At 57.6% G+C, this 16,920-nt stretch carries 24 protein-coding genes; 18 read left to right on the top strand and 6 right to left on the bottom strand.

Translation table 11 applies throughout. The annotated features are described in order from the left end of the window. Nucleotides 1-118 precede the first annotated feature (118 nt). The 3 genes from G5306_RS01900 to umuD form a co-directional block, all read right to left on the bottom strand. On the bottom strand, nt 119-967 hold the full coding sequence (locus G5306_RS01900) for a hypothetical protein (RefSeq protein WP_421312203.1): 849 nt from the start codon (nt 965-967) through the stop codon (nt 119-121). Between the two features lie 323 nt (nt 968-1,290). Next, entirely contained in the window at nt 1,291-2,568 is a 1,278-nt protein-coding gene (umuC, locus tag G5306_RS01895) for a translesion error-prone DNA polymerase V subunit UmuC (protein ID WP_421260273.1), read from the bottom strand. After that, on the bottom strand, nt 2,565-2,975 hold the full coding sequence (gene umuD / locus G5306_RS01890) for a translesion error-prone DNA polymerase V autoproteolytic subunit (RefSeq protein WP_421312201.1): 411 nt from the start codon (nt 2,973-2,975) through the stop codon (nt 2,565-2,567). Before umuD ends, umuC begins: the two co-directional genes overlap by 4 nt. Before the next feature lie 260 nt (nt 2,976-3,235). Between umuD and G5306_RS01885 the strand changes: the two genes are divergently transcribed. From G5306_RS01885 to G5306_RS01875, 3 genes are all read left to right on the top strand, one after another. Then, entirely contained in the window at nt 3,236-3,661 is a 426-nt protein-coding gene (locus G5306_RS01885; RefSeq protein ID WP_421312199.1) for a GIY-YIG nuclease family protein, read from the top strand. A 226-nt stretch (nt 3,662-3,887) separates the two neighbouring features. Then, nucleotides 3,888-4,058, top strand: a complete 171-nt coding sequence (locus tag G5306_RS01880) for a hypothetical protein (RefSeq protein ID WP_421312197.1) — start codon at nt 3,888-3,890, stop codon at nt 4,056-4,058. 271 nt (nt 4,059-4,329) lie between these two features. Next, nucleotides 4,330-5,409 carry a PIN domain-containing protein gene (locus tag G5306_RS01875; RefSeq protein ID WP_421312195.1) on the top strand — a complete coding sequence of 360 codons (1,080 nt, stop codon included), beginning with the start codon at nt 4,330-4,332 and terminating at the stop codon, nt 5,407-5,409. Nucleotides 5,410-5,550: 141 nt separating this feature from the next. On the opposite strand, the gene G5306_RS01870 is transcribed toward G5306_RS01875, so the two are convergent. From G5306_RS01870 to G5306_RS01860, 3 genes are read right to left on the bottom strand one after another with little or no spacing between them, the layout of a single operon-like run. Continuing rightward, a complete protein-coding gene (locus G5306_RS01870) occupies nt 5,551-5,802 on the bottom strand; it encodes an ogr/Delta-like zinc finger family protein (RefSeq protein WP_421312193.1) in 252 nt (83 codons plus the stop codon). A gap of 58 nt (nt 5,803-5,860) precedes the next feature. Further along, nucleotides 5,861-6,874: a phage portal protein gene (locus G5306_RS01865; RefSeq protein WP_421312191.1), complete on the bottom strand. Its 1,014-nt coding sequence runs from the start codon at nt 6,872-6,874 to the stop codon at nt 5,861-5,863. Beyond that, nucleotides 6,871-8,688, bottom strand: coding sequence for a terminase large subunit domain-containing protein (locus G5306_RS01860; protein WP_421312190.1), 1,818 nt, complete (start codon nt 8,686-8,688; stop codon nt 6,871-6,873). The genes G5306_RS01865 and G5306_RS01860 overlap by 4 nt, the downstream gene beginning before the upstream one ends. A gap of 174 nt (nt 8,689-8,862) precedes the next feature. Between G5306_RS01860 and G5306_RS01855 the strand changes: the two genes are divergently transcribed. From G5306_RS01855 to G5306_RS01785, 15 genes are all read left to right on the top strand, one after another. Further along, nucleotides 8,863-9,735: a GPO family capsid scaffolding protein gene (locus G5306_RS01855; protein ID WP_421312189.1), complete on the top strand. Its 873-nt coding sequence runs from the start codon at nt 8,863-8,865 to the stop codon at nt 9,733-9,735. A 9-nt stretch (nt 9,736-9,744) separates the two neighbouring features. Next, nucleotides 9,745-10,794 carry a phage major capsid protein, P2 family gene (locus tag G5306_RS01850; protein ID WP_421312188.1) on the top strand — a complete coding sequence of 350 codons (1,050 nt, stop codon included), beginning with the start codon at nt 9,745-9,747 and terminating at the stop codon, nt 10,792-10,794. A gap of 3 nt (nt 10,795-10,797) precedes the next feature. After that, the gene (locus tag G5306_RS01845) at nt 10,798-11,523 is read left to right on the top strand and encodes a terminase endonuclease subunit (protein WP_421312187.1); all 726 of its coding nucleotides are present in this window, start codon (nt 10,798-10,800) and stop codon (nt 11,521-11,523) included. A gap of 116 nt (nt 11,524-11,639) precedes the next feature. Continuing rightward, nucleotides 11,640-12,101 (top strand): head completion/stabilization protein, encoded by a 462-nt coding sequence (locus tag G5306_RS01840; protein WP_421312186.1) that lies wholly within the window; start codon nt 11,640-11,642, stop codon nt 12,099-12,101. 8 nt (nt 12,102-12,109) lie between these two features. Beyond that, complete coding sequence (locus G5306_RS01835; protein ID WP_124928288.1) at nt 12,110-12,622, top strand: phage tail protein; 513 nt, start codon at nt 12,110-12,112, stop codon at nt 12,620-12,622. Then, the gene (locus tag G5306_RS01830; protein WP_421312184.1) at nt 12,619-13,305 is read left to right on the top strand and encodes a phage virion morphogenesis protein; all 687 of its coding nucleotides are present in this window, start codon (nt 12,619-12,621) and stop codon (nt 13,303-13,305) included. The genes G5306_RS01835 and G5306_RS01830 overlap by 4 nt, the downstream gene beginning before the upstream one ends. A gap of 4 nt (nt 13,306-13,309) precedes the next feature. Beyond that, entirely contained in the window at nt 13,310-14,434 is a 1,125-nt protein-coding gene (locus tag G5306_RS01825) for a DUF2586 domain-containing protein (protein WP_421312183.1), read from the top strand. 3 nt (nt 14,435-14,437) lie between these two features. Further along, a complete protein-coding gene (locus G5306_RS01820) occupies nt 14,438-14,893 on the top strand; it encodes a phage protein (protein ID WP_236287696.1) in 456 nt (151 codons plus the stop codon). A 9-nt stretch (nt 14,894-14,902) separates the two neighbouring features. Continuing rightward, a complete protein-coding gene (locus G5306_RS01815) occupies nt 14,903-15,112 on the top strand; it encodes a TraR/DksA family transcriptional regulator (RefSeq protein WP_203975780.1) in 210 nt (69 codons plus the stop codon). A gap of 21 nt (nt 15,113-15,133) precedes the next feature. Next, the gene (locus tag G5306_RS01810; protein WP_021229391.1) at nt 15,134-15,457 is read left to right on the top strand and encodes a phage holin, lambda family; all 324 of its coding nucleotides are present in this window, start codon (nt 15,134-15,136) and stop codon (nt 15,455-15,457) included. Next, the gene (locus tag G5306_RS01805) at nt 15,447-15,908 is read left to right on the top strand and encodes a glycoside hydrolase family 104 protein (RefSeq protein WP_421312181.1); all 462 of its coding nucleotides are present in this window, start codon (nt 15,447-15,449) and stop codon (nt 15,906-15,908) included. The genes G5306_RS01810 and G5306_RS01805 overlap by 11 nt, the downstream gene beginning before the upstream one ends. Beyond that, nucleotides 15,905-16,348, top strand: coding sequence for a hypothetical protein (locus tag G5306_RS01800; protein WP_421312179.1), 444 nt, complete (start codon nt 15,905-15,907; stop codon nt 16,346-16,348). The genes G5306_RS01805 and G5306_RS01800 overlap by 4 nt, the downstream gene beginning before the upstream one ends. After that, nucleotides 16,230-16,475, top strand: coding sequence for an Rz1-like lysis system protein LysC (lysC, locus tag G5306_RS01795; RefSeq protein ID WP_421312178.1), 246 nt, complete (start codon nt 16,230-16,232; stop codon nt 16,473-16,475). The genes G5306_RS01800 and lysC overlap by 119 nt, the downstream gene beginning before the upstream one ends. Continuing rightward, nucleotides 16,472-16,735: a putative phage tail assembly chaperone gene (locus G5306_RS01790; protein WP_029299933.1), complete on the top strand. Its 264-nt coding sequence runs from the start codon at nt 16,472-16,474 to the stop codon at nt 16,733-16,735. Before lysC ends, G5306_RS01790 begins: the two co-directional genes overlap by 4 nt. After that, a complete protein-coding gene (locus G5306_RS01785) occupies nt 16,732-16,920 on the top strand; it encodes a DUF6890 family protein (RefSeq protein WP_374956614.1) in 189 nt (62 codons plus the stop codon). Before G5306_RS01790 ends, G5306_RS01785 begins: the two co-directional genes overlap by 4 nt.

The following is a 16,920-nucleotide window of genomic DNA, read 5'->3' as shown; positions in this document are numbered from 1 at the left end:
TTTCCCCACAATTAGGTTGATACCTCAAAAGTGAGCTCTCCAACACAGAGCTCATTGATAAGTTGAAAATCGCGGGTCAACGTCACTCTGCGAGATAGAGACTATTATTAGCCTTTGGTTATCCCCTTAATCTATAGCTTCCCTCCACCAAACTAACTATATCATCAATTGTTATAGGTATTTTCTTACCAATCAAAAAGCTATCAACATATCTATTCAACAACTCCTGATTTGGAGTAATGTATTCCTTTATGACTCTCCTCATTTCTTTCAGTGAGTCGGGAGTATCAATTACCCCGCCAGATATGGCTTTAGATATCAACTCTTCCTTTCTCATTTGCTTTTGCTTACCTTTACAATTATGGAGTATATACTTGGCGAGGGAAATCGTTAACATTTTCTCACTATGATAAAAGTCAAAAGCATCTTTAATTTCATCATGTGCAATAATCAAATCCCCATATTTCAGTAGGGCGTTGTAAAATTTTGATGCGAAATCATCAATATAACCATATTTTACTTCATTATGTGAAGCTATAAGGGAAAAGTATGGTGATGGCTGTGTGATAGTAATCTCATTGATCATGTTAAATGCATAACACGCTGTGGATATGACACATAACTCGTTCAACATAGATATATTTATCTGTCTAAGAGTTTCAGTAAGTTCTGACCAAGATATATACTCTCTGGTATTGCCAATCTCTAAGCCCAATTCACTTCCACCATGCATATGAAAATGAATCACAGGTTTTAAATTATTGCTAACAACAAAAAAATTTATATTGCCCATGAACTGGATAAATTGCTCTCTACTAGAAACTGCCTCATGATAGTAAATAAGTTCATAGGCAGTAGTAATAGTCCGCAGGTCTTCGTCTAAACGCTTGGTTACACCACCATCATCTGGGCGATCAGAAGTAATCAGGATTATGGCATTCATACTGAATGAAGAATCGAATTGCATATGAGAAGTCTCTTCAATTTACTCTAATGGATTTTTCCAATCATTAACCATCATCAGATATTCATAATCTACCTTTGGCAATCGTAGGATTGCTCTAGTAAGTAAATATTATCTATCATACCGTATTTGATGTATTTTTACACGGGTTAGAAATTGAAGTTGTGTTTGGTAGGATTACCGTCCAGAACTACCAACTCAATTGTATTCCAGCACTTTCAGTACCAACTGATTCATGCTCTTGGCTGAGAGTCTTAAGGTGTGAACGAACGACAAGGTTGCCACACCAAAGACCTGAGTACCGGTGTAGAATATTATCGAGTAAGTCACTTCACCACCGGCAGTTCGTCAAGCGCGGTGGTATAGCGGGGGCTTAACTGCTCCCGCTTCATCATCCACTCCCGGGTGTCGCGGCCACGGGCCGCGAAGTAAACCTTCCCCAACCGCCCATGATTGATCTTGTCGATGACCTGCATCAGCGCCTCGCTGCGCGGGGATTGCTGCTGTGCGGCGAACAGGTCGCCCTGCTGCATGTTGGTGGGGGTGAAGTCGGCCAACATAACGCCCCCTTTCTGGTATCGCTGCTCATCGCGCCAGATGCGGGGGAGCAGCTCGGGGATCAGGGCCAGCAGCGCCCGGGTGTCATGGGTGGGCATAGCCAGCTTGGTGCTCACCTGGTTGCCGTAATAGGGCTCCCGGTCGCTGAACGGGCTGGTGCGAATGAACAGGGTCACATGCCGGCAGCACATCCCCTCCCCCCGCAGCTTCTCGGCGGCCCGCTCCATGTAGCCTGCCAGCGCCTGGTGCATGGTGCCGATCTGGGTGATGCGCTCCCCAAACGAGCGCGAGCAGATGATCTGCTGCTTGGCCTGTGCCTCTTGTTCCAGCTCAGCGCAGGGAATGCCGCGCAGTTCCTGCACAGTGCGCTCGACCACCACGCCATAGCGGCGGCGCAGGTTCTTGGGGTCGGCGGCGACCAGGTCGGCCACGGTCTTGATGCCCTGCACCTCCAGCTTGGCGGTGAGCCGTCGGCCAATGCCCCATATCTCGTCCACCGGGGTGATCGCCATCAGCCGATCGCGCCGTGCCTCATCCCGCAGATCCACCACGCCGCCGGTGGCGGGCCACTTCTTGGCAGCGTAGTTGGCGAGCTTGGCGAGCGTCTTGGTGGGGCCGATGCCGACCCCCACGGTCAGCCCGGTCCACTGCTGCACCCGCTCGCGGACTTGGCGGCCATAAACCACCAGGGCGCCCGCCCAGGACTCGCTCAGTTCGATAAAGGCCTCGTCGATGCTGTAGACCTCCACCGCCGGCGCCATCCCCTCCAGAATGGTCATCACCCGGTTCGACATATCACCATAGAGGGCATAGTTGCTGGAGAACCAGACCCCGCCCATCGCCTCGAAGAACTGGCGGATCTGAAAGTACGGTACCCCCATCTTGATGCCCAGCGCCTTGGCCTCTGCCGAGCGGGCCACCACGCAGCCATCGTTGTTAGAGAGCACCACGATGGGCCGCCCCTTCAAGTCGGGGCGGAACAGCCGCTCGCAACTGGCGTAGAAATTGTTCACATCGACCAGGGCGACGGCGCAGCGCTTGTTCATGGGGTATCCATCTTGTGTACGACAAAGGCCACGACTCCGAAAATCTCCAGCTCCTGCCCATCATTGAAATGGATGGGACGATAGGCCGGGTTGCCAGGAAGCAATGCGACGGTGGGCTCAAGCTGCAGTTTCTTCACCGTGAACTCGCCATCCACCGCGGCGACCACCACGCTGCCGTGGCGCGCCTTGCGGCTGCGGTCGACAACCAGCAGGTCGCCATCGCGGATTCCGTAGTCGACCATGCTCCGCACGAAGTAGGTGGCCGCCGGATGCGCCACGCACAACTGATTGAGGTCGATGGTCTGCTCGGTGTAGTCCTGCGCCGGCGACGGAAAGCCGCAAGCCACCGGGGAGAGGAACAGGGGCAGCTCCAACAAGGGGGCATCGGAAGTGGGTTGAGCAAACATGCTGACAATCTCTGCGTTACTGTATGAATGAACAGTATAGCAAGCCACCAAAAGCGGATCACCGTTCGGCGTTTGGCTCCTCTATTCGCTTACAACCCTGACTCTAATGGTCACAATGACCGCAAGCCTCAATAGAAAACACATTCTGTGACCGAGCACACAGGACTCATAAATGACCAACACATCATAAAGAGGTAGCCTATGCACGAACCAAGCAAGCCATCTTGGGTCATAACCTATGTCTCATAAGGAAAAGAGTAATGGTAAAAAAATATGAAATTGAATTTGATGGTTATTGGACAGATGCAGAAAAAGAGAACATTCCCACCGAGTCTGGTATCTATTGTGTGTATAGCTATCTGCACAACACTGAAACCGGCAAAGGTACGATAAACAATCTCATTTACATAGGTCAGGCTGAGGACGTGAACTCCAGACTCGCCAACCATGAAAAATTGGAAAAATGGAAAGCACAACTCAATGAAGGAGAGAAGCTCTGCTATTCCTTTGGTGCTCTTCCCAAGGGTGATTTGGATCGCTGTGAATCCGCATTAATCTTCTACCATCAGCCACCTGTCAACATCGAGTACAAAAAGGAATTTAACTCCCCTGAGACATCTATTGTTCTCACCGGAAAAACTGCCCGCCTTACCTCGAGGTTCACTGTTGAACCTACCACCGCTTAAGAGTGGCTCATGACAAGTTGTTCAGGGCGCTCAGTGCGCCCTGTGTATGTTTCCTGCCGAAACTAACGTCCCCTGCCCTGTGTAGAACCGGTATCATGCCGGCTGTGTTGTGCTGCTGGGTGGGGTGGTTATTGCTTATCCCGTATTATTGTGGGTTGCTTAGTGTCGCGCGGTTGTGCGCTGCCGATGACATGATGGGGGGCGCTGCATCTATCACCTGCTTGAGGTGGCCAAACACCGCGAGGCCAGCACCTACTACTCCATCATCCACAAATACCCGATGGCCCTAGCCGACACCCAGCACATCCTAGCCGACAAGACCCGCCATATTCAGCCCCCCCCCACGGCGATCGCGACTGGAATAAGTTGCTCCCCCACCTGGACCAACTGCCACTGACGAAAAGTTGGTAAATGTAACCGGTCCTGCTAGCACGATTAACAAAAAGGTTAAAATAGAACAGTGAGTGTCCAGCATTTCTGGCAAACGCCGCACCGCATCAATGTATCAGACGATACACAGCTAGACAGCAGTGATAGGCTAGTAATATCATGATAAGCAATTGATTTTTCTCTGTAAGTTACGATGGTAGAACGAGGTCATACGAAGACTATATTATCGAAATAATACCGTATTCCATCTAATCACTATTAAAAATAAAAGGTAGTAAATGAAAGTATTTCTAGATACAAACGTATTTTATAACGACTGGTTTATGAATAATGCGAACTTTAAGTATCTATTTCATTTCCTTAACAATGAAGGGCATGAATTGATCTTGTCAGAACTTGTTGTCCAAGAAGTTGAAAACATTCGACGTAGAGAAGTAGCTAGTTGTCTCGCAGAAATAAAAAAACAAATTCGTAAAATTCAAAAACTTAACCAAAATAAGATTGCCTACAAGGAAAGTGAACTAGGAGTAGAAGAGTATGAATTACTGCCTATAATAAAGAGCCGGGTAGAGAGTGTTGAGGTTTTTGATTATGAAAACATTTCACATGTTGATGTGGTAGAACGAGCCCTTACAAATAAGAAACCTTTTCTTGAAGGAGAAAAAGGGTACAGAGACACTCTTATATGGCTATCATTCTTAAACCACATCAGCGATATCAAAGATAACGTTATCTTCATAACCGAAAACAAGTCTGATTTTTTTAAAACAAAAGATAAAACCATTAGCTTTCATGACGACTTACAGACAGACATAAAAGATAAAGGTGTTGAAGCAAAAATTGAAATTTATACGTCATTATTTGACTTTGTAAACAGTACAATTGATAAGGATGACCATGCTATTGACAAGATCAATGCTGAAGAATTATTCGAGGATTTTTTAGAAGAAAGTGGTTCTAGATTTATTGAAAACATGTCCCACAAAGATCTTTCTTATCACTACGAAGCCTCCATATTCGACTCCAAGGTAAAAGACATCTTAGATATTCGTACAGATGTTTGGGAAGGTATTGAAGACCTTGAGTTAATAAATACAACCAAGCTTGATGGCAATGATATTTATGTGAGCTGTAGATACAATCTACGAAGAGTAACTGTTGAGATTGATATTCCTGAATCAGATTACATGGAAAATAAGGATGAATTACATAGACTATTCATAGATATTGATGTCTCATCGAATACAGCTATTTTAAGTAGTTATGTAAGGCCCTATTTTGACGTTAGCTTTATTTACAATGATCGAGATGAGTCCTTTAAGGATTATGAAGTGGCGGATTTATATCTCAGACAATAGAAATAGCTAACAATCGCATATTTCAGGACTGGTTTTCTACTGTGCTCCACAACAAACCGAAAACGCAGGAGTTAGGTCAAGATGAAATCACACGAGTAATTTATGTCGGTATCGATTGAATAGGGGTCATAACCGGGGGCGCTATTGCGTCCCCAATCCTTTCAGTACCAACTGCCGACCTTCTGGTGTCAGCGACCCCATCAAGCTCAGCACCAGCTGGTTGGTGGTCTTGGCCGAGGGGCTTAGGGTGTGAGCGAACGACAAGGTGGCCACCCAGCTGTGGCTACATTCTGCATCGGTACACTGACAGTAGAGATCCGAGACATCATCGCTCAGTCGGTTGGTCTTGGTAATGCGGCCCCGCTGGCCACACACTTTGCAATAAACCCGCATTACGCCCCCTTTTCTATCCAAATCAACAGCCTATCTTGCCACAGCAAGCACTGTTTGTTTATACAGTTGAACCGATATTCTCCCGAAAATCGACCCAGAGGGAGCGAGGGAGTCCCGCACTGTTGATGGCGTCCTGGATAAGCTCGCACAGTGGCAACACCTCGTTGCGGGCATAGGTGGCATCGTACTTCTCGGGGTCTCCTAGACCTCCCCCGCCATTGGTCGGAATGATGCCGGCCAGCGCCGCCGGAAAGCGGTGGCTGGTCAATACATCCTGGGCGGTGATCCCCTTGATGGCCGCAAACTCGTCCTTGGTGGCAATGTCCCCCACTGGAATAAGCTTGATGCCATCTGGCTTGCCGTCCGGGATGTTCACGAACATGGAGCGGAAGTTCCCCACCCCCTTGCTGCTTGCGATCATCTCCTTCATCTCCTCCTCGGTGTCGTCATCCATGTTCGGGTCGGTGGCGTAGAAGATGAACCCCATGTGGGCACCGTTGAGGAAGTATTTGCGCCGAAACAGGGTGGCATCCTGGTTGAGCAGGGCCGACTGCAGGCCGCCAAGGTAGTCGGGCATGCCATAAATCTGCTGCTCGGGGTCGTACTGGGCCAGCCAGATGACATCCTCCGGCCGGTAAATCAGGTTCGGCTTGCCCTGCTGCAGATAGACAAAGCAGCCATCCTCGCGCCGGCGCAAATAGACGCTGGAGAGCGGCATCAGCCCCACCACCTGGTTAAACCCGTTGCGCAGTTTGAGCAGTCCCGCATCCCCGAACTGCAGGTAGTTGTGAGCAAAGGCGGTGACCGTGGTGCGCTGGTTGGTAAAGCGCCCCGCCACCATATTGCGGCGCGCCATCAGGATGGCCCCGTGGTGGGCATTGACCCGCACCACCTTGGCCAGCCCTTTGCGCTCGATAGGCGGCTGGTAATACTCGCCATAGGGGTTGTAGAACACCCCGGTGTAATCGGTCATCCAGGCCGTGGGGTCGATGGCCTCCGGCATGCTGAACGCCACCGCACTCTTTGCTGGGGTGGCCGCCCGGGCCGGTTGGGATTTGTGTCGCTTGGTCATGCTGCCTTTCTCTCCTGGCTGGTTGCCCAGGTGGATTTACGTTTGCGGGTGGGATCGAGCGGCTCGTTAGCCACGGCGTGGGCGATGGCAAAAAAGACGTCAGCGTGGCCGGTCACGTTGTCGCGGGCCGCGCGGAACGTCATCTGACCGCCACCAGTGGTGCTGCGCTTGATGGCGAGAAACGCCAGCGGGATATCCCGATCCGCGCTATCCCACTCGATGCGGTTGGCCTCCACCACGTCGATCATCTTGAGTACCAGCCGCGATTTGCTCTCGATGCTGTAGTTGATGGGGTGACACACCCCTTTGAAGGTGGGCTTCAAGAGGTCATAGACCCCGGCACCAATGCCGGAGACATCGACCCCGAGATACGTGACCCGAAACTTCTTGGCGATACGCTCAATCTCCTGTGCCTGGTACTGGAAGTTAAGCCCGCGCCAATAGTGCTTCTCGAGCACCCGAAAGCGCTCACCGGCGACCATGGGCGGTGCCACCACCACCAGGGTGGCGTTGTCGCGGGTGCGGCTCGGGTCGTAACCCAGCCACACCTCGCGCCGGCCGAACGGGTCGGGCCGCCCGGGCTTGTAATCCTCCCACCGACTCGGGTCTACCCCTGCCCGCTCCATGTCCTGGAACTTGAACACCGACAGGGCATCGTCGATAAACCGGCACATGTAGAGGCGATCGAACACCTCCTCCGGGTACTCGTCTTTGAGCTCCTCGATGTCGATGAGGTTACAGCCAAGGCGAATGGCATCTTCGATGGTGATGACGTAACGCCACTGCCGATCGGGGCAGACGCGGCCACCATCGCGCAGGTCATCTTCACCCGGAAAGTCGATGGCCACCCGGCTCGGGCGCTGGCCTTTCCAGCGATCCCCGGTCCAGAACCGATAGGCTTCGTGCACCTTACTCGACGGGGTCGAGAAGTAGGTCTTGCGCCAGCGGCTCTGGGTCGCCATGGCGCTGGCCACGTCGGAGAGCTTCTCGAAGTTGGGGATCCAGAAATACTCGTCGATGTAGACGTTGCCGGAGCGGGACTGGGCGCTGTTGGAGTTGGTCGAGCAGAAGTGCAGCTCGGCCCCGTTCGACAGCACGATGGGGTTGCCGGTCAGGGTAACGCCCAGGAAGGTCTGGGCAATCTTGCAGATATAGGAGCGAAACACCTCCGCTTGGGCACGAGTGGCGGACAGGAAGATCTGGTTGCCGCCGGTCAGCACCGCATCTTCCAGCGCTTCGCCGGCAAAGTAGTAGGTCATGCCGATCTGGCGGGATTTAAGGATATTGCGAGTGCGCGGCAGTGCCGGGTCGTTCTTGGCCTCCCGACAGCGCAGCTGATAGCCAAACAGGGTGCCCAGCCACTCGGCAAAGTCGTCGGCCGTCAGGTGGCAGACCTCGTTCTTGCCCTTCTTGCCGCCCTTCCCCTTGCGGCCACCATCCTGGCCACTGTGCCCGCGTTGGGTTCGCGGCGGGGCGGGTTCCTCTCCCGCTTCACTCTTGGCCTTGAGGGCCTGTTGCCGCTCGGCCCACTTGATGGCCTTCTCTTTGAGGCTGACGTGGTGGCCGATAAGCCGATCCAGTTCGTCCAGTTCGGCGCTGGTTTTCTTCTCTCGGCCGAGCAGCGATTGCACCCGGCGGGCAATGGCATCCTCCACCGCCTCTTCGGTCAGTAGATCCCGCCAGCCGTATTTCTCGGCCCAGAAGTAGACCACGCGACAGGAGTTAAGCCCCAGCTCGTCCTTGATCTCCTGGGGTGTCCATCGTTTAAGGTAGAGTCCCCGCGCGGCATTGCGGATCTCTTCGGGATACGCCACTGCGCCTCCATCAGGTGAATGATGGCGCCATCATAGCCAGCCCCTCCCCTTGCTTATCTCACTGATGTTCCAAGCAATTCGGATATCCCGCTGGATCCGAATCACGACGAACACAACTGGATGAAACCCCCTTGCCGACCCGATAGCCTGACCCCGCATCTATTGGGAGCAGGCATGAACGAATCAACCTTGAGAACTGGCTGGGTCTGTATCGCCACCGAAGGCAAAGCGGTGGATGGGCGAGATATTACCCGCGACTGGCTCACCGACATGGCCGAGACCTACGATCCGACCTATTACACCGCCGTCATCTGGCCGGAGCACGATCGCTGGTCCAGCTATGGCACGGTGCAGGCGCTCAAGACCGAAGAGGTGGATGGCAAGCTCAAGCTGTTCGCCATCCTCTGCCCGAATCGCGATCTCATCTACTACAACCAGAACGGCCAGTATCAGTTCTGCTCCATCGAACCCTTCGAGAACTTCGCCGATCTGGGGCGTACCTACCTGCTGGGCCTCGGTGTCACCGACGAACCGGCCAGCACCGGCACCACCCATCTCAAGTTCAGCAACAGCAACAAGGGACAGACCGTTGGCACCAGCGAGCCGCTTGACCTCTCCATGTTCAAGCTCCCCAAGCACGAGAAGGCCGATGGCCTGATCGCCAAGTTTTTCAGCTTCCTGGCCAGCCATGGCGAGCAAGCGCCTATGACTCCCCCCAGCCAACCCGAGGATGAGGAAATGAAACCAGAACAGTTCGATCAAATGCTGGGGGCCCTTAATGGCCTTGGCACCAAGATCGATGCCTTCAGCGCCAAGCTGGACGCCAAACCGGCCACCGACGACACCACCCAACCGGTCACCGAGCCCGCAAAGGTGGAGGAGCAACCCGGCATCACCACCGAGCAGTTCAGCAAGCTGGAACAGACCCTGGCCAGCCTGACCGACAAGTTCGGCGAGCTGAACAGCAAGATCGACCAGTTCTCTGTCGAGAAGCCGGGCCAGCGCCCGGACGCCCTCGGCGGTGACGATACCCCCGCAGTCTATTAAGGAGCGACCGTGAGCCAGACCCTTACCGTCCAGGCCATGCAGCGCCTGGAGCAATACAGCAATGCCCTGGCCAAGGCCTATGGCATCCCCGTCAACGCGCTGGCCAAGCAGTTCAGCGTCACCGGTCCGGTGGAAACCGGCCTGCGCGCCGCGCTGCTCGCCTCCGTCGAGTTCCTCGGACTCATCACTTGCCTCGACGTAGATCAGATCAAGGGCCAGGTGGTGCAAGTGGGCATCGGCAAGCTGTTCACCGGCCGCAAGAAGGATGGCCGCTTTAACGGCAAGATCGGCGTCGCCGGCAACACCTACGAGCTGACCGAGACCGATTCGTGTGCCTCGCTCGACTGGGCAACCCTGTGCGTCTGGGCCAACGCCGGCAGCGAGGGCGAGTTCCTGCGCCTGGTGGGCGATTTCATCAACAAGGCGTTTGCCCTGGACATGCTACGCGTCGGCTGGAACGGCGTGAAAGCCGCTGACACCACAGATCCGGAGAAGAACCCGCTCGGCGAAGACGTCAACAAGGGCTGGCACCAGCTGGCCCGCGAGTGGAACGAAGGCAGCCAGATCATCAAGGCCGAGACCGGCAAGAAGATCTACTTCGACCCGGATGGCAAGGGGGATTACAAGACCCTGGACGAAATGGCATCCGACCTTATCAACACCACCATCGATCCGCTGTTCCGCCAGGACCCGCGCCTGGTCGTGCTGGTCGGCACCGACCTGGTGGCCTCTGCCCAAGCCAAGCTCTACAGCGAGGCAACCAAGCCGACCGAGCAGATCGCCGCCCAGAAGCTGGCCGAGTCCATTGCCGGGCGCAAGGCTTATATCCCGCCCTTCTTCCCGGGCAAGCGGATGGTGGTGACCACCCTGGACAACCTGCACATCTACACCCAGCGCGGCACTCGCAAGCGCAAGGCCGACGATAACCAGGACAAGAAGTGCTTCGATAACCAGTACTGGCGGATGGAGGGCTACGCCATCGGCGAATACCTGGCCTATGGCGGCTTTGAAGAGGCCGACATCGAGATCGGTGCCGCCCCCACTGCGCCGAGTGAGTAACCCATGAGCTCACCGGGTCAACGCCACAAGCAACGGGTGCAAGCCATGCAGGGGGCCGCGCAGGCCGCCTGCACGGGCATGGCCACCGGCGCGGTGGCGGACAGCTTGCACCTGCAGATGATTGCCCTGGAACAGGACATCGTCCGCCTGCGCAAGCTGGCCCGCATTGGGGATCGGGTGAACATGAAGCGCGGCGAGCTGATGCCCAAATACCGCCCCTATGTGGAGCGCTATCTGGCCAGCGTGGCCGACTCCGGCCAGCCCTATCAGAACGAGCTGTTTCAGCTGCTTACCGTCTGGGCCTTTGATGTAGGCGACTTCGACACCGGCATCGCCTGGGCCGAACTTGCCATCACCCAGGGCCAGCGCACCCCGAGCAACATCAAGCGGGACTGGGCCCACTTCGTGGCCGACACCGTGCTGGAGTGGGCCGAGAAGCAGGCCGCCGAAGGCCATGCGGTCGAGCCCTGGTTCTCCCGGGTGTTCGACAAGGTGCGGGGTGACTGGCGCCTCAACGAGCGACTGACCGCCAAGTGGTTCAAGGCCGCGGGCTGTCTGCTGCTACGTGACCAGGACGGCCAGCCGCGGCCGAGCGCCGTGGGGGACTCCGCCACGCTGGAGCAGGCCGACCACTGGCTGGCCCAGGCAGAGAAGCTGCACAACAAGGTGGGGGTCAACACCTTGCGCCAGAAGATTGCCATGCGCCTGCGGGTGCTCAATCCCGAATAACAAACCGACTCTCCGCGCCGTCGCACCCCGGCGCGAATGCCATGGACCGCCTTTGGCGAACCCAGTGGCAATTGCGTGGCTACAGGGGTGCACCTATTCAACCAGCGAGGTCACTGATGTTTGCAGGCAAGGATATCGACTACAGCGCCGCCACTATCCGCAATGACGGGTTTTGGCCCGATGTGGCCGTGGCCGATTTTGAACGCCGCCGCGCCCTGCCTGCCGACCTTGACCAGCAGACCACCGGCGCCGCCCTGCTGGCGGCCATCTCGGAAATCAACCTGCAGCTGGCGATGCGCCAGGCCGCGCTGATGGCCGAGGGCTATGCCAATGCCGCCGAGGTACCGGGGCCAAGTCTTGAGGGTGGCACTAATGCGTTAACCGAACAGTATCTGGCCGCGGTGTTTGCCCGCGCCAAGGCCGCCCTCTTGCCGGAGTTCGCCAGCGTCACCGAACGGCCAGCCGCCAACAACCTGGCCGAGCGGGCACCGGAGCAACGGGCCCAACTGCTGGCCGAGAGTCAGCAACTGGTGCGCAGCATCAAGGGCAAACACCGGACGGGGGTCTCGTTGATATGAGTAAAGAGATGAGTGAACAGCAGGCCCAGGGCTATTTCCTGCACGCCCTCCACGCCGAGCTCAACCGGGTGCTGCCGGCCAAGTGCCGCAAGTCCCTCGACAGCTGGATGGAGAACGGAACGATCCGGCTCGAATCCCGCAACATGGGCCCGACCGGCGTAGACGTGGCCTGGCTCACCTATCAGGCGGTGTTCATCGTTGAGCAACTGCCCTTTCGTGAGCTGGATCCGGCCATCGTGCTGGCCGCAGTGGCCGCCTGGGTACAGGAGCACGACTCGTTTCGCGAACAGTTCGCGCTGGCCGACCCCGAATACGCGGTGACCCCGAACGATGAGAAGAGTGCCGATCTCGAGATCCAGCTCGCCTTTACCGAGCCGCTGCGCCTTATAGAGCACCCGAGCGGCCCTATCAACTGGCTCGGCAAGTGCTGGCAGGTGGCCCCCTATGAGATCTGGGTGGCCGACCACATCGACATGAACGTCGGTGACACCGGCCATCACCAGGTAGGTGGCCCGGCATGATCACCATCACCCTGGACGCTCGCCGCAGCCAGGACCAGCTCAACCTGCTGGCCCTGCCGCCCCAGAAGCGCAAGCGCCTGGTGTGGCGCGCCGCGGCCGAGCTCAAAAAGCTGGCGGCCCGTCATGTGCGCCAACAGCAAGACCCCAACGGCAAGCCTTGGGCGCCGCGCAAGCGGGGCAAACGCAAGATGCTGCGCGGCCTGCCCAAACTGCTGGAGATCCACGCCCCCAGCCAGGACGTGGCCGAGCTCGGGTTCAAACGGGGGACGATGAACGCCCATGCCGGGGTTATAGCCAACACCCACCAGAAGGGACACACCTATCAGGTGACCGCGGCCAGCCGGCGCCGCATCGCGAGCAGCGAGGGAAGCAAGCTCAAACCCGCGACCAAGGCGCAGGCCCGCAAGCTGCGCGAGCTCGGGTTCAAGCGCCCGGGGGCGCGCAAAGGGTCATACCGCTCGGCGTCGCTTGGCTGGATCACCGGCAATCTCAACTACGCCCTGGCGGGATTGCTCATCAGGAAGCTCAAGGATGAACCGGTGAAAGCGAGCTGGGAGATTGAGCTCCCTGCCCGCCCGTTCCTCGGCGCCAACGCCAAACAACGGGAGCAAGCCTTTGCCCGCGCCCTGCAGAGCATCGACTACGGCTGGGACGTCAACAAGCAAGAGATGAAGGGGAAATAACGCCATGTGGCCTTATGTACAGATCAACAACTTGAACCAGATGCAGGGGCCCGTGACGGAAGTCGAGCGCCACCTGCTGTTTGTCGGCTCGGCGCCAAGCAATACCGGCAAGTTGCTCTCCCTCAATACCCAGAGCGACTTTGACAAGCTGCTGGGCGAGCCCGCCAGTGAGCTCAAAGCCAACCTGCAGGCTGCCATGGCCAACGCCGGCCAGAACTGGACGGCCGCCGCCTTTGTGCTGCCCACCGACATGGACTGGAAAGATGCCGTCCGTGAGGCACAGAAGACCCAATCCTTTGAAGGGGTGGTGGTACTGGGGCAAGAGTGGGACGAGGCGAAGATCAACGCCGCCCACGCCCTGAGCCAGGAGCTGATCGCCAAGTGGGGTCGCTGGCAGTTCATGCTGCTGGCGGTCGCGGGGATCAATGCCGCCGAGCAGGATGGGCATAGCTGGAGCGACTACGAGGCCGCCCTGGTCACACTGCAAGATGGCATCAAGGCCGAGTCCGTTACTCTGCTGCCGCAGCTGTGGCCCAACCTCGCCGGCGCCTATGCCGGACGCCTGTGCAACCGGGCGGTGAGCATTGCCGATACCCCGTGCCGGGTCAAAACCGGCGCCCTGGTCGGCCTTGGCAACAAGCCCAAGGACAAGGACGGGGTCGAGCTGCCGCTCGCCACCCTGCAGACCCTGGAGCAGAACCGCTTCTCGGTGCCGATGTGGTACCCGGACTATGACGGCATCTACTGGGCCGATGGCCGCACCCTGGACGCCGAGGGCGGTGACTACCAGGTGATCGAAAACCTGCGGGTGGCCTACAAGGTGGCGCGCCGGATGCGAGTGCGCGCCATAGCCCGTATCGGCGATCGCTCGTTCAACTCCACCCCGGGCAGCACGGCCGCCGCCATCCTCTACTTTGGCAAAGACCTGCGCGAGATGGCCAGGACCACCACCATCAACGGCCAGCCATTCCCGGGCGAGATCACCTCCCCCCGGGATGGCGATATCGCTATCCAGTGGACCGACAAAAACCACGTCTCCATCTACGTGGTGATCCGCACCGTGGACTGCCCCAAGGGGATCACCATCAACATCATGCTCGATCTGAGCCTCACCAATGGGGAGGGCTAACCCATGACCAGACGCATTTCAGGGCAGAGCTTCGACATTGAACTGCTGGGCACCATGGTGCACGTCGAGAAGGCCAGCCTCACCATCACCGACAACAGCGCCGTGGCGCAAACCCGCGGCATCCCTGACGGCTATGTGGATGGCGAGGTATCGGCCGAGTGCGAGTTCGAGCTCGATGCCAAGAACTTCAAGCTGCTGAGCGATGCCGCCAGACGGGCCGGCAGCTGGCGCGGGCTGAAACCGGACGATGTGCTGTTCTATGCCGACACCGGCGACGAAACCATGAAGGTGGAGGCCTTCGGCGTGAAGCTGCAGATCGCCGACCTGCTCGACATCGACCCCAAAGGGGGCAGCAAGGGGGTGCACAAGCTCAAAGGCATCGTCACCTCCCCCGACTTCGTTCACATCAATGGCGTGCCGTACCTCTCGGATGACGACACCCGCCACCTCAAAGGGTAAGGAGGCCAGGTGGACGATATCGACCGCGCAAACAACCACGCCGCCCGGATGCTGGCCGTGCATCTGGCCAACCAAGTGGGCAAAGGGCGCTACCAGGGGGAGAGCCGGCACCACTGCGAAGAGTGCGACGACCCCATCCCGGCAGCACGCCGTCAACATGTGCCAGGGGTGCGGCTGTGCGTCCCCTGCCAGAGCCGCGCCGAGCGACGCGGGCAATAACGAGAACGGGATATGAACCCTATGCCGAACAAAGACCCCACCCTCTGGGCCGCTCTGATGGCCTGGCTGATGGACAACTGGCCCGCCGTGTCCGGGGCATTGCTGGCGCTGAGCATCTCCTTCATGCGCATCACCTATGATGGCGGCAGCGGGCGCCGCCGTCTGATCGAATCCACCCTGTGCGGCCTCATTACCCTTGCCGCGGCGTCGGGCACCACCCTGCTCGGCGTCCCCTATGAGGCCGCCCCCTTTATCGGGGGCGTGGTGGGACTGCTCGGGGTGGACATCATCCGCGAAAAGGCCAAGACCGTGCTGAACAAAAGGGGGAACAACGATGCCGCGTAGTCACTGCCACCCGCAGGTGGCCGCGTTTCTCGACATGATTGCCTATGCCGAAGGCACCAAGGGCCGGGGCGATGACGGCTACAACAAGCTGGTCAATCCGGCGGGGTTCTTCGGTGACTACAGCACCCACCCCAATGTGTCTGTCATCGTCCGCCCCGGACTGGTCAGTACCGCCGCCGGCCGTTATCAGCATCTGTCCAAACACTGGCGCCACTATCAGATGTTGCTGGCCTTGCCGGACTTTGGCCCCGAGTCGCAAGACACCTGGGCTATCCAGCTGATTCGCGAGCGCAAGGCGCTGGACGATGTGCTTAAAGGGCGCATCCGCGAGGCGGTGGCCAAGTGCGCCAACATCTGGGCCAGCCTGCCGGGGGCCGGATATGGCCAGCGCGAGCACAAGCTGGCCGACCTGCTGGCCAAATTCACCGAGTTCGGCGGGGTGCTGGCATGAGCACCTTCAAGGCACTGCTCTCCCATGTGCTGCTGGTCCTGGTGCTGGTGATGGGCGCAGCCCTGTTTCTTGGCAACCGGATGCTGGAGAGCCGGGGCAAGGCGCTCGCCACCGCCAACGAGACCATCAACACCTTGCAGCAGACCAACGAGCTGCAGGCCAGCCAGCTGGCGACGCTGCAGCGCGATGCCGCGGGGCTGCGCAAGTTGCTGGGCACCCAGAACGCCGCCCTGGCCGAGCTCGACCAACAACAGAGGAAGACCGCCGATGAACTGCAACAAGCGCTGGCCACACCGCCGGCGGGCCGCCCGGACTGCGCTAGTGAGCCTCTGCCTGACGCTGCTCTGCGCCTGCTCCAGCCAGCCACAGGCCGTGGTGCAAACGCAGCTGGTAAAGCGGCTACCACCGCCGGGGCTGGTGCCCCACTGCCCAGAGCCTGATTTCACGGGGCGTACCTACGGCGATGCCGTGCGGTTTATCCCCACCCTGCAGATGGCGCTGCGCCGCTGCCAAACCCAAATCAACACCCTGAACCACTGGATTGAACAAGAGGAAACCACCCCATGACCACACCCATCATCACCCTGGACGTTGCCGGCAAAGAGCTGAAATTCGCCCCCACCATGGTGGCCTACAACGGCTTTATCAACGACATGATGCCAAGCGACAAGGTTGCGCCGGCCCACAACTACCTGAAAAAGATCGTCTGCCAGGAGAGCAAAGAGGCACTTGATGAGCTGCTCAAACGCCCGGGGGCGGCGCTGCAGTTGGCGGGCGCCATTAACCAGCAGTTCGCCCCCGATCTGGAGATCACCGTAAAAAACTGACGGCGCGCGCCGAGGCTATCGAGCGCAATCACCTGGAGCAGGCGCTGGCGCTGCGGCGCCACTACCTGCCCCATGACGAAGACGACATCGACAGCCTGGCCCGCGCCCTCTGGTTAGACCGACACGCCCGGGAGTCCTACGCCGCTGCAGTGGCCGAGGGCATCGCCAACGCATTTAACGGATAA

The sequence above is a fragment of the Aeromonas sp. 603404 genome (genome assembly GCF_049171775.1).
Lineage (GTDB): Bacteria > Pseudomonadota > Gammaproteobacteria > Enterobacterales > Aeromonadaceae > Aeromonas > Aeromonas veronii_A.
Note: the sequence above shows the minus strand (reverse complement) of the source record. Positions and strands in the feature narration are given on the sequence as shown.